This is a genomic window from uncultured Parabacteroides sp., from assembly GCF_902493135.1.
Classification (GTDB): Bacteria; Bacteroidota; Bacteroidia; order Bacteroidales; family Tannerellaceae; genus Parabacteroides.
This window is the reverse complement of record NZ_CABUOD010000011.1, coordinates 41,938-55,459: the sequence shown is the minus strand read 5'-3', so window position 1 is coordinate 55,459 and position 13,522 is coordinate 41,938. Positions and strand designations below refer to the sequence as shown.

Below are 13,522 nucleotides of genomic sequence, written 5' to 3'. Positions count from 1 at the left end.
GCTATGGTAAAATTCTTCATAAACAGACCGATATTCGCTACCGTCCTCGCCCTGATCCTGGTGGTAGCCGGATTGGTCACGCTACACATACTTCCCATCGCGCAATATCCGGAAATCACGCCGCCGACCGTACAGGTATCGGCTTTCTACCCGGGTGCGGATGCGGAAACCGTGGCGCAGACCGTAGGATTGCCCATCGAACAACAGGTAAACGGTGTGGATGGAATGCTTTATATGAGTTCCAATTCATCCAGTTCCGGAGCCTATTCACTTACCATCACGTTCGCAGTCGGGACCGATATCGACATGGCGACCGTCATGGTGCAGAACCGTGTCAGCATTGCACAAAGCAGCCTGCCGGAAGCCGTGATCGTACAAGGCATCACGACCAAGAAGCAGTCGTCCAACATCGTCATGATGCTGACGCTAAGCGCCCGCGACTCCACTTACAGCGGGCTGTACCTGAGCAACTACGCCAGCCTCAATATGACGGACGAGCTGACGCGTCTGCCGGGTGTCGGCTCCGTCAGTGTCATGGGAGCCGGAAGCTACAGCATGCGTATATGGCTCGACCCGAATGCCATGCGCATCCGCAACCTCACGCCGGATATGATCTTCCAGGCGATCTCGACACAGAACACACAGGTTTCGGCCGGTTACGTCGGGCAACCGATAGCCAAAGCGGACAACCCGTTCCAGTACACACTGACGGTTAAAGGCCGTCTGACGACTCCGGAAGAATTCGGAGACATCATCCTCCGTACGGAAGAGGGCGGCAAGATACTCCGCTTGAAGGATGTCGCCCATATCGAACTGGGCAGTTCTTCCTACAATGTCACCTCCAAACTGAAAGGCCGGCCGAGTGCCGCCATAGCCATTTACCAGCTTCCCGGTTCCAATTCGCTGGAAGTGGCCAAAGGGGTACGGGCCAAAATGGAACAGCTGGCTGCGAACCTGCCGGAAGGAGTCGTCTATGATGTGACGCTGGACACGACACAGGTAATCAATGCCTCCATCGACGAAGTGCTCGTCACTTTCCTGGAGACGACGGCCCTCGTCATACTGGTCATCTTCCTGTTCCTCCAGAACTTCCGTGCCGTCATCATCCCCTGTATCACCATCCCCGTCTCCCTGATCGGGACACTGGCGGTCATGTCGGCTTTGGGCTTCTCGATCAATACGTTGACTTTGTTCGGGTTGATCCTGGCCATCGCGATCGTGGTGGATGATGCGATCGTGGTGGTGGAAAACTCGTCGCGGCTGATGGATACGGGGAAATATACCGCCCGTGAGGCCGTGACGGAAGCGATGGGTGAAATTGTCGGCCCGATCGTAGGCGTCGTGCTGGTGTTGCTGGCGGTCTTTATCCCGACGACCTTCATCAGCGGTATCTCCGGCCAGTTATACAAACAATTTGCCCTGACAATCGCAGCCGCCACCGTCTTAAGCGGGTTCAACTCGCTGACGCTTACGCCGGCCCTGTGCGCCCTGTTCCTGCAAGCGAACAAAGAACCGAAATTCTTTGTATTCAAAGCCTTCAACAAGGTGTTCGGCAAAACCCAGAAAATATATGACGACATTGTCGGCCGCATGCTGAAAAGCCCGTTTGTCACGATGGCGATATTCGGGATCATAACGGTCATTGCCATCGTCATGTTTATGCGCTGGCCGACTACTTTCATCCCGGAAGAGGATGACGGCTATTTCCTGGTATCCACCCAGCTCCCGCCGGCAGCCAGCCTGAACCGTACGGAAGCGGTCGGAAAGCAGATCGACAAGATCCTCGACAGCTATCCCGAAATCAAGACCTATATCGGGGTAAACGGTTTCTCGATCATGGGAGGAGGCGAACTCTCGAACGCAGGGACCTATTTCGTGATCCTGAAAAACTGGAACGAACGAAAAGGCAAAGAGCATACCGCCTCGGCCGTCGTAAACCGTTTCAACCGCGAAGCCTACGGCATCCAGGAAGCACAGATATTCGCCATGGTCCCCCCTGCCATCCCCGGATTGGGAGCTTCGGGAGGCCTGCAACTCCAATTGGAAGACCGTAAGAATCTGGGACCGACGGAGATGCAGCATGCCATCGAAACATTGCAAGCCACGTACCGGAGCAAACCGCAACTGCTCAGCCTTTCCAGCATGTACCAAGCCAACGTCCCTCAATACAAACTGGAAATCGACCGCGACAAGGTGCAATTGCTCGGCCTTCAGCTCAACCAAGTTTTCGCGACTCTAAGCTACTATATGGGAGCCGCCTATGTAAACGATTTCGTCGAGTTCGGGCGTATCTACCAGGTCAAGATCGAAGCCAACGACCAGGCTCAAAAGGTTATAGACGACGTGTTGCACCTGAGCCTCGAAAACAATTCCGGCAAAATGGTTCCTTTCTCCGCCTTTACGGAGGTGAAGGAGCAGTTGGGACTGGATCAGATCAACCTGTACAATATGTATAAGTCGGCATCCATCACCTGCATAGCCAATCCGAAATATAGTTCCGGCGAAGCGATCCAGGCAATGGAAGAACTCGTACAGGAGCAGTTAGGCGATAATTTCGGATATGAATGGACATCCGTCGCTTACCAGGAAACGAAAGCAGGCTCGACCACCATGCTCGTCTTTGCAATGGCTCTTTTGGTCGCCTTCCTGGTTCTTTCGGCCCAGTATGAAAGTTGGACAAGCCCGATCGCCGCCATCATGGGACTTCCGATCGCCCTGTTAGGGGCCATTTTGGGTTGTTTCGTCATGGGCGTGCCGGTCAGCATCTATACGCAAATCGGTATCATCCTGCTGATCGCCCTCTCTGCGAAGAACGGTATCCTGATTGTCGAATTTGCCCGTGACTACCATAAAGCCGGCAATCCGATACGCGAATCCGCACTCGAAGCCGGCCATGTCCGTCTGCGTCCGATCCTGATGACTTCATTCGCATTCGTCTTAGGGGTGATGCCTCTGCTGTTTGCAACAGGAGCCGGAGCGGGAAGCCGTCTGTCCTTAGGAGCGGCGGTCGTATTCGGCATGGCGGTAAACACCATTTTTGCCACGATGTTTATCCCCAGCTTCTACGAGTTGATGCAATTATTCCAGGAAAAGGTATTGGACAAATTCAGCCGGAAACAGAAATAAGCCGGGATACAGGTAACACCGAACAGAGGGAGATGGTCGAATTCACCCTTTGTTCCCACATTGAGGGCATAGCCGTCAAGCGCGGGAACAAAGGGGCTTTCGACACATCTCCCTTCTTTTATCAATCGACTTTATATTCCCCTATTTGCTTGAAGCCATTCAAAAAATCGGCTATAGACAAACGTTTCTTACCTGCCAACTGAACCGACAACAGGCGCAGGTACCCGTCTTCCACCGCGATATCGATATAGCTTTTACGGTCGGTCCGGATGGTTCCGACGGGAAGTTCATGTGCGGCAGGGCGCTTCTCTGCCTGATAGATTTTCAGCGCGGTGCGCACGCCCTCCGGAGAAACGATTTCAGTCCAGGCAGCCGGATAAGGAGACAGGCCGCGGATGAAGTCATAAATCCTTTTCACCGGCTGATGCCAGTCGATACGGCAAGTTTCTTTGAAAATCTTCGGGGCGGGACGGAGTTCGGAAGGGTCTTTATAGAATTCTTCCTGGGGGACGGCATCTGTTTTTCCTTCCAACAGCAAATCGACGGTTTCCAGCACCAGCCCGGCTCCCATCGTCATCAAGCCGTCATGGACGATCCCCACATCATCCGTATCGGCTATGGGCAAATGCTTCTGGCGGATGATCTTGCCTGTGTCGATCTCGTGAGTCAGGAAAAAGGTGGTCGCACCGGTTTCCGTATCTCCGTTGATCACCGCCCAGTTGATAGGCGCCGCCCCCCTGTATTGGGGAAGCAAAGAGGCATGGAGGTTAAACGTTCCCAGACGTGGCATATTCCAGACCACCTCCGGCAGCATACGGAAAGCGACGACGATCTGCAAGTCCGCTTTCAAAGCCCGCAGCTCGGAAAGGAAAGCCTCATCTTTCAACTTTTCGGGCTGGAGTACCGGCAATCCCTTCGACAGGGCATATTGCTTCACCGGGCTTGCCTGTAAGACGCTGCCATGACGGCCGACCGGCTTGTCCGGCATCGTAATCACCCCTACTATATTGTATCCGCCTTCAACCAAGGCACGCAGGCTCTCCACCGCAAAATCGGGAGTGCCCATATAAACGATTCGTAAATCTTCTTTCTTCATTTTTTAATCTCCTGAAAAGTTTTCAACCAGCACTTCGCGGTATGAATTAAATATCTTCGATTTGGACATAAAGCCGATATACCGCCCTTCCTCGTCTACAACCGGCAAGTTCCAGGCCTTCGTATCGTCAAAGATACGCATGATCTGCTCCATCGGCGTCCCTACCTGGATCTTGGCAGGCGCCGAAACCATGAACTTGGAGACGTGGAACCGGTTATATAACTCAGGGCGGAACATGATGTTCCGGATATTGTCCAACAGAACAAGCCCCAACAGGATGCCCCGTTCGTCGATAACGGGGAACGTATTTCGCCCGCTCTTGGCAATCACCTTCACCATATCTCCCAAGGACATTTCGGGAGAGACGGTCAGGAAGTCGCGCTCGATCACACTGTCGGTATTCAGCAACGTCAGCACGGCACGGTCCTTATGATGGGTAAGCAACTCTCCTTTCTGGGCCAGGCGCATCGAATAGATACTGTGCGGAAGAAACATCTTGATCGTGATATAGGAACTCACGGATACGATCATCAGCGGAAGGAAAAGGGCGTATCCCCCGGTCAGCTCGGCAATCAGGAAGACGCCGGTCAGCGGCGCATGCATGACACCGGACATGATACCCGCCATTCCCAACAAGGCGAAGTTTTTCTCCGACAGATACATCGTAAAGGGGAAATAGTTGGACGCATGCGCAAACACGAATCCGGCAATGCATCCTAAATACAAACTGGGAGCAAATATACCACCGCAACCGCCCCCTGCATTCGTCGCACTCGAAGCAAAAACCTTAAACAACAGGATCAACGTAAGGAAGATCTGCAATCCCCAGTAGGTATCGTTCAGGCTATAGAACATACTCTTATCCATGATATGGGTAAACTGCCCGTTCAACAAAGACGAAATCGTATCGTAGCCTTCACCGTAGAGCGGCGGGAATATGAAGATCAGCACACTCAACATGATCCCCCCGACAACGAATTTCTTCCAGTAATTATTCAAGTTCCGGTACATTCCCTCGACCCGGTTCATGACCTTGGTAAAATAGAGTGACACCAGACCACAGAAGACACCGAGCAGCAACACGTATGGAATACGCTCGATCACAAACACTTCAGTCTGCGAAAACGGGAACATCGCTTCCGTACCCGTAAAGATATAGGAAACGGTCGCGGCCGTCACCGAAGTGATAAGCAAAGGCAGTACGGATGTCATCGTCAAGTCCAGCAACAGCACTTCCACCACAAACACCACCCCGGCAATCGGAGCTTTGAAAATACCGGCAATCGCCCCGGCAGCTCCACAGCCGACCAGCAACATCAAAGTCTTTTGCTCCATGCGGAACAGGCGGCCCAAGTTGGACCCGATCGCCGCCCCCGTCAACACGATAGGCGCCTCCGCCCCGACCGATCCGCCGAAACCGATGGTGACGGAACTGGCGACAATGGAAGTCCAGGTATTATGAGGCTTGATGCGGCTCTTCCGCTGGGAAATGGCATAGAGTATCTTCGTCACCCCGTGGCTGATATCATCCCGTACGATATATTTCACAAACAAACCGGCAAGCAGGATACCGATCACCGGATAAAGCAGATACAGGTAATTCGCCCCATCCTGATTGAAATTGCCGGTCAGAAGATGTTGTATAAAATGAATGATCGACTTCAGGATAATAGCTGCCGTCGCCGTACAAATACCGACCAGAAAACTGACGATCAGTATGAAATGCTTCTCTTTTATATGCTTGTCCCGCCACAACAGGAACCGATAGAAAAGTTGAAAATTGAAAATTGAAAATTGAAAATTATCCTTCATAATCAACACCTCTATTTTTTAATTCTTAATTCTTAATTTTTAATTTCTCAAACGCCTTTACCTGTAAGTACTGTCTTAACTGTATAGATCAGGATTGTCAGATCCAGTGTCAACGACATATTTTCGTAATACAATATATCATATTCCATGCGCTCCACCATTTTGTCCACGCTTGCCGCATAGCCGTACTTCACCATCCCCAACGAGGTAATGCCCGGACGGACATTGTGCAACAGGTAATAGTAGGGAGCCGCCTTCACGATCTCGTCGATAAAATATTTCCGTTCGGGGCGCGGCCCGACGAGCGACATATCCCCTTTCAGCACGTTCCAGAACTGCGGCAATTCGTCCAGCCGGTATTTCCGCATGATACGTCCGAACGGCGTTACACGCGGATCGTCTTCCGAAGAGAGCGACGGCCCCTTCTCTTCGGCATTGACATACATGGTACGGAACTTGTACATCCAAAACGGCTGTCCGAGATAGCCGATCCGTTCCTGGCGGAAAAACACAGGTCCCGGAGAGTCTTTCTTCACCCGCCATGCCATATAGACGAATAAAGGAGAAAGCAGCAGCAATGCAACAGCCGAACAGACCTTATCAAGAAAAAGCTTTATGTTCTGTTCGGCCGGTGAAAAGTTGTTATCCGTCACATCGACCAACGGGATCCCCCGTATCGTCCGGAGCTGGATTTTCGAAAGCATATTGAACCGGTCCGCCAGCACTTTTATCGGACGCTTATACCGGTAAAGCGAATAGAGCACTCCCAGGAGCACCTTGTTATTCTCCGACTCGACGGCCAGGACGATCTCATCCACATTTTCCTTTTCCATCAAAACCGGGATATCTTCCACCGTCCCCAGCACCTGATTCCGATCGGCCTTGACCGGCGTCCTCTCGTCTTCCGAGACAAACCCGCAAATGCCATAACCCAGGCAATACAAATCGTGAGCGATACGGACGGCCTTCCCTCCCGCACCGATAATCAGCACGTTCATCGCCCATTCCCGGTTCTTTATTTTCCTTACCCCGCTCTGCGTAATCAGCAAACGCGGGATATAGGTAATGAAAAACTGCAATCCGAGCATTCCGAAGAACAGTTTATAATAGATATTGATCGAACGGGGAATATCGTCGAGCAGCAAAACAAAGAAGACGAAAACCGTCCCGATCAGCACGGTAATGAATGTCGAGAAAAGTTCGGTAAGGCGAGACTTCCCGAACGGCTTGTTATAATATCCCGAAAAATAGTAAAGCACCAGCCAGAAAAAAGGAATCACCACCTGGCCGGTAACCACACCCGGATATTGCAAATAATCAAGCAGGCTATACGCTCCCTCATTGATGGCAAACACCTCATAACGAAGGATATTGAATAGCAACCACGCAACCGAAGCCGATATGAAATCCGACAATATATATTTACCTGCCTGCTTGCTCTTCTTCATTTTTATCTGATTACCTGGATAACGCCACCGTCTCCTAATTTGATGATATTGGAAGGCTTGGCCTTGCCCATATCGTCCTGGCGATATTTCACAATATAATCGACCCCGTTCTTAATGCTGTCCGAGACCTCGCTGAAATTGCCCGGAGAAGGTTCGCCGCTCACATTCGCAGAGGTAGAGACCAACGGCTTGCGGAAACGTTCGCACAGTCTACGGGAAAACTCTTCGTTCGTCACCCGGATACCGACACTTCCGTCTTCACCCAAGAGATTGCCCGCCAGGTTCTTCGCATGAGGATAGATAATCGTGAGCGGTTTATCGGCCACCTCGATCAGATCCCAGGCTATATCGGGCATATCCGACACGTACATGCTCAGTTTTGCCGAACTGTCGGTCAATACCAGCATAGCCTTATTGTCCATTCTCTTTTTCAGCGCGTACACTTTCTGTACGGCTTTCTCGTTGGTCGCATCACAACCGATCCCCCAGATCGTATCTGTAGGATAGAGTATTATGCCTCCCGCCTGCATGATCTCGCAGGCTTTTTGAATATCTTCTGTCATCGTTTTTTAAATAATGTCACAAATGTACAAATGATTCGCGGACTTGGAAACAAATGAAATAAAAATTAAATGCCGATGTAATTTATGCACGACATTGTCAAAGATGTTTTCGACAATGCCGGATATATTCTTGACAACGTCATTTATATACACGACATTGTCGAAAACAAATTACACTTGCATCCGATTGCGGATTCAAGAGGAGAGAGATCGATTACCATGCCGAAGAGACGAGGGCAAATTCCCCGGAAATTATAAATTAACAAAAAAGCAAGCGGCCAAACAAAAATATCCATTTATATTATCTAACTTTACGGATTCAAATATATTGGAGGTTTTATCACCATAAACCTGCATATCCGATATATCAGAGACGAAAAAAAGAAAAAACAATATATAATGATTACAAAATGGAACTTTCAAACCCCAACAGAAGAAGAGTTACATAAGAGAGACAGGCTGGCAAGCCAACTGGGACTCAGTCCGGTCGTATGTCTTTTGCTCGTTCAGCGAGGACTCACCACTGTTGAAGAGGTGAAGAAATTCTTTAAACCCAGCTTGAACGACCTGCATGATCCATTCCTCATGCCGGATATGGAGAAGGCGGTCAAACGCTTGAATAAGGCACTGGGTAATAAAGAAAAGATTTTGATTTACGGAGACTACGATGTAGACGGTACGACTGCCGTCTCATTGGTCTACAAGTATTTGCGTCCTTATTCATCGGCATTGGATTATTATATTCCGGACCGGTATGACGAAGGATACGGGATTTCGTACAAAGGGATCAATTACGCCCGGGAAAACGGGATCACGCTGGTGATCTCGCTCGACTGCGGCATCAAGGCCATCGAAAAGATCGAATATGCCAAGCAGTTGGGGATCGATTTTATTATCTGCGACCATCACATGCCGGACGACACATTGCCCGATGCCGTCGCCGTGCTGGATGCCAAGCGGGTGGACTCGGTCTATCCGTACGAACACCTGTCGGGATGCGGCGTCGGGTTCAAGTTCATGCAGGCATTCGCCAAAAGCAACAACTTCCCGTTCGCCGACCTGGAGAAGCTGCTGGAGCTGACGGCGGTCAGCATCGCCTCGGACATCGTCCCCATCACCGGCGAAAACCGCATATTGGCTTACTACGGTTTGAAGCAGCTTAACAGCAATCCGAGCCTCGGCCTGAAAGGGATCATCGATATCTGCGGCCTGTCGGGCAAAGAGATCACGATCAGCGACATCGTCTTCAAGATCGGACCGCGCATCAATGCTTCCGGCCGTATGATGAACGGAAAGGAAGCGGTCGAACTGCTCCTGGCGAAGGATGTCGACGTGGCCCGCGAAAAGAGCGAGAGCATCAACCAGTATAACGAAGAACGCCGCGAACTGGACAAGAAGATCACAGACGAGGCGAACGCCATCATCGACGAATTCCAGAACATGGAAGACCGCAAGGCGATCATCGTCTACAATCCGGGATGGCACAAAGGGGTGATCGGCATCGTCGCTTCCCGCCTGACGGAAAAATACTACCGCCCGGCAGTCGTCCTGACGAAATCGTCCGAACTGATCACCGGTTCCGCCCGTTCGGTCACGGGATTCGACATATACAAAGCGATCGAAAGCTGCCGCGACCTGTTGGAAAACTTCGGCGGGCACACGTATGCCGCCGGCCTCTCCCTGAAAGAGGAAAACCTGGACGCTTTCACCCAGCGGTTCCTCAAGCTGGCCGCCGACGAGATCATCCCCGAACAGATGACGCCGCAGATCGATATAGATGCCGTGCTGGACCTGCAAGATATCAACGCCAAGTTCATGAGCGAGTTGAAAAAGATGAATCCGTTCGGCCCGGACAACCAGAAACCCGTGTTCTGCTCGCTCGGAGTCAAGGATTACGGGACCAGCAAGCTGGTAGGGAAAGACCTGGAACATATCAAACTGGAACTGATCGACGACAAGTCGAACACACCGATACACGGCATCGCTTTCGGCATGCACCAGCACAATACGCATATCAAGAACATGAAGCCTTTCAATATCTGCTACACCATCGAGGAGAACACCTACAACGGCAACACGTCGTTGCAACTGATGGTGAAGGACATCAAGGAGAACGATATATGAAGGGATGCGGTGGATGTCTACCATAAGATCTTAGGGAAGTATTGGGGATACCCTGCTTTCCGTCCCCTACAGGAGGATATTATCCATTCCGTCTGTAGCGGGAAAGACACACTCGGCCTGATGCCGACGGGAGGCGGCAAATCAGTCACCTTCCAGGTTCCGGCATTGGCAATGGAAGGGATTTGCCTTGTCATTACCCCGCTTATCGCTTTGATGCGCGACCAGGTCGACAATCTGCGCCGGGCCGGGATCAAAGCTACGGCTGTATATTCGGGCATGGGCCGGCAGGAAATCGTTGCGGAATTGGAGGATTGCGTTTCCGGACAATACAAGTTCCTGTACGTTTCGCCCGAACGGCTTGCCACCGGATTATTCAGGGAAAAGCTGCAGGCCATGGACGTCTGCCTGTTAGTGGTGGATGAAAGCCATTGTATCTCGCAATGGGGCTATGACTTCCGCCCTTCCTATCTCCATATCGCCGACATTCGGGAGCAACTGCCCGGCGTGCCGGTACTGGCACTGACGGCGACGGCCACGCCCGAAGTCGTGGACGACATACAGGAACGATTGCTTTTCAAGGAGAAGAATGTGTTCCGGACAAGCTTTGTCCGTCCGAACCTTGCCTACATCGTGCGCCGTACGGAAGACAAGCTGAGCACACTGGCCTACATACTCGGAAAAGTGCCCGGCACGGCTATCGTCTATACCCGGAGCCGGAAACAGACAAAAGAGGCGGCTCTCTTCCTGCAACAAGCCGGAATATCTGCCGATTTCTTTCATGCCGGGCTGAACCGGGAAGAGAAGGCGATCCGGCAGCACCGCTGGAAAAACAACGAATGCCGGGTTATAGTTGCGACAAACGCCTTCGGGATGGGGATCGACAAGCCGGACGTGCGGTTGGTCGTCCATCTGGATATGCCGGGATCATTGGAAGAATATTTCCAGGAGGCAGGCCGTGCCGGACGGGACAGCCGGAAAGCCTTTGCGGTGTCTCTCTGTACGGATACGGACAGCTTCCAGCTAAAAAAACGGATAGATGACGAGTTTCCGGAAAAAAGACTGATCGGGCAAGTGTACGAGGCATTGGGAGATTACTACCAAATACAGGAAGGGCACGGGAAGGGCATCATACACGGATTCGCATTGGCTGATTTCTGTTCCGCCTGCCAGCTTCCCCCGTTACAGGTGCATCATGCGCTGAAACTGCTGGAACTGTCCGGTTACATCGAATATTCCGAAGCGGCGGATGAATCATCTTCTCCAACAGCCTCCCGAATTACCTATACGCATCCACGGATGGAAAAGGAGACTCTTATTCTCCCTCCCTCCGCTTATGAGGAGCGTCGCGAAAGGATGAAAAAGCGCATCGCGAAAGTGGTGGAATACATGGACGGGGAACATATCTGCCGGAGCCGTCTGCTACTCTCCTATTTCGGGGAAAAGGATACAGAAGATTGCGGGTGTTGTGACATCTGCCTCTCCAAGAACGATTCCGGCCTGAACAACCGGGATTTCAACGCCATACGCGACCTGTTGCTCAGACTGCTGTCGGGTCGGCAACCGCTCCCTTTCACCACCGTGGTTCCTTCTTTGCCTTTCCCCGAAGAAAAAATCGTCACCGCCATCCGCTTCCTGGTCGAACAGGACGAGCGGTTTTATTTGAAAAATGGGGAGATTGGAGTGGTTGCCTACCGTTAATACGGCTTGGATAACGGCGGCAGGCAACCATTTCAAAGCATATCTGTTTTAAACGAGGGATAAATATCCGGCCACCCCTTCCGCACACCGCTCCCCGTCGATAGCGGCAGAGACGATTCCGCCTGCATAGCCGGCTCCTTCGCCGCAAGGGAAAAGGCCTTTCAGGGTTATATGCTGGTAACTTTCCTTGTCGCGCAGGATACGGACGGGCGAAGAGGTCCGGGTTTCCACCCCGATCATCACCGCGTCGTTGGTCAGGAAGCCTCTGGAGACTTTACCGAAATGGCGGAAGCCCTCACGCAGGCGGCCGGTGACGAACTCCGGCATCCAGAAATGCAACGGGGAAGCCAGCAAACCGGGCGTATAAGAGGATTCGGGAAGATCGAAAGAGTTTTTCTTATTCACGAAATCAACCATCCGCTGTGCAGGGGCGGTTTGCTTCATCCCGCCGTTCAGCCAGCAGAGTTCTTCCAGCCGTTCCTGGAAAGCCATCAACGCTAATGGAGAATCCGGCTCCACCCTCTCTCCATTATTCATTCTTAATTCTTCATTATTCATTAGCGAAGCATAGTCTTCCGGGCGTACCTCCACCACCATGCCGGAGTTCGCCCATCGGGAACCACGGTTGGAAGGAGACATCCCGTTGACCACCACCTGACGGGGACCGCTTGCCGCCGGGACGACGAAACCACCTGGACACATGCAGAAAGAATAGACTCCACGCCCGCCGGCCTGCGCCACAAAGCTATATTCGGCTGCCGGCAGATAGTTGCCTCTGCCCTCCTTGCGGTGATATTGTATCTGGTCGATCAGCATCTGCGGATGTTCCAGGCGGACACCGACAGCAATGCCTTTGGCTTCGATCGGGATTTGCCGGTCATGGAGATAGCGATACACATCGCGGGCGGAATGGCCTGTTGCCAGGATGACCGGCCCCAGAAAGTGCTCGCCGGTATTCGTTTCGACACCTATGACTTCCCCGCCCCGGATGACCAAGGCGTCCATTCGTGTCTCGAAACGGACTTCCCCGCCACAACGGATGATCTGTTCGCGGATATTCTCGATCACGCGCGGCAGCTTGTCCGTACCGATGTGCGGATGGGCGTCCGCCAAGATCGAAGTGCTCGCCCCGAACTGGCAAAAGACATTCAGAATCTTATCGACCGACCCCCGTTTCTTGCTGCGGGTGTAAAGTTTGCCGTCGGAATAGGCGCCGGCTCCCCCTTCGCCGAAGCTGTAGTTGGATTCTTCGTCCACCTTATGTTCGCGGCTGATCAGGGCGATATCCTTTTTACGTTCGCGCACGTTCTTCCCACGTTCGATCACGATCGGACGCAGGCCAAGCTCTATCAGGCGGAGGGCGGCAAACAAACCGCCCGGCCCCGCTCCTACCACCACGACAGGCTTCCCGGCCGACACATCTTTATATTCGACCGACTGGAATTCCGGTTCGTCCGGTTCCTCATCGATGAAAGCACGCAACTTGACATTCAGATAGATCGTACGCTGACGCGCATCGATGGAACGTTTCAGCACCCGGACAGTGTGAATATGCGGGACGGATGTCCCTGTCTCGCGGGCTACCACCTGCTTCAACGTCTGTTCGTTGGCTGCCTCTTCGGGCAATATACGGAGTTGTAATTCTTGTATCATCG

8 protein-coding genes are annotated in these 13,522 nt (G+C 52.2%); 3 read left to right on the top strand and 5 right to left on the bottom strand.

What is annotated here, in order from left to right:
• Positions 1 to 3 precede the first annotated feature (3 nt).
• Complete coding sequence (locus RDN79_RS07070; RefSeq protein WP_298548451.1) at positions 4 to 3,126, top strand: efflux RND transporter permease subunit; 3,123 nt, start codon at positions 4 to 6, stop codon at positions 3,124 to 3,126.
• Positions 3,127 to 3,247: 121 nt separating this feature from the next.
• On the opposite strand, the gene fmt is transcribed toward RDN79_RS07070, so the two are convergent.
• The 4 genes from fmt to RDN79_RS07050 are packed head-to-tail and all read right to left on the bottom strand — an operon-like array spanning position 3,248 to position 8,045.
• On the bottom strand, positions 3,248 to 4,222 hold the full coding sequence (gene fmt, locus RDN79_RS07065; RefSeq protein ID WP_298548452.1) for a methionyl-tRNA formyltransferase: 975 nt from the start codon (positions 4,220 to 4,222) through the stop codon (positions 3,248 to 3,250).
• A gap of 3 nt (positions 4,223 to 4,225) precedes the next feature.
• Positions 4,226 to 6,034: a chloride channel protein gene (locus tag RDN79_RS07060; RefSeq protein WP_298548455.1), complete on the bottom strand. Its 1,809-nt coding sequence runs from the start codon at positions 6,032 to 6,034 to the stop codon at positions 4,226 to 4,228.
• A 47-nt stretch (positions 6,035 to 6,081) separates the two neighbouring features.
• Positions 6,082 to 7,482, bottom strand: a complete 1,401-nt coding sequence (locus RDN79_RS07055; protein WP_298548457.1) for a sugar transferase — start codon at positions 7,480 to 7,482, stop codon at positions 6,082 to 6,084.
• 2 nt (positions 7,483 to 7,484) lie between these two features.
• Positions 7,485 to 8,045: an L-threonylcarbamoyladenylate synthase gene (locus tag RDN79_RS07050; protein WP_298548461.1), complete on the bottom strand. Its 561-nt coding sequence runs from the start codon at positions 8,043 to 8,045 to the stop codon at positions 7,485 to 7,487.
• Positions 8,046 to 8,444: 399 nt separating this feature from the next.
• Between RDN79_RS07050 and recJ the strand changes: the two genes are divergently transcribed.
• A complete protein-coding gene (recJ, locus tag RDN79_RS07045) occupies positions 8,445 to 10,169 on the top strand; it encodes a single-stranded-DNA-specific exonuclease RecJ (protein ID WP_005639311.1) in 1,725 nt (574 codons plus the stop codon).
• Between the two features lie 9 nt (positions 10,170 to 10,178).
• On the top strand, positions 10,179 to 11,867 hold the full coding sequence (locus tag RDN79_RS07040) for an ATP-dependent DNA helicase RecQ (protein WP_298548465.1): 1,689 nt from the start codon (positions 10,179 to 10,181) through the stop codon (positions 11,865 to 11,867).
• Positions 11,868 to 11,915: 48 nt separating this feature from the next.
• Here the strand turns inward: RDN79_RS07040 and RDN79_RS07035 are convergent, their stop codons facing one another.
• The gene (locus tag RDN79_RS07035; RefSeq protein WP_298548467.1) at positions 11,916 to 13,520 is read right to left on the bottom strand and encodes an NAD(P)/FAD-dependent oxidoreductase; all 1,605 of its coding nucleotides are present in this window, start codon (positions 13,518 to 13,520) and stop codon (positions 11,916 to 11,918) included.
• Between the last annotated feature and the right edge of the window lie 2 nt (positions 13,521 to 13,522).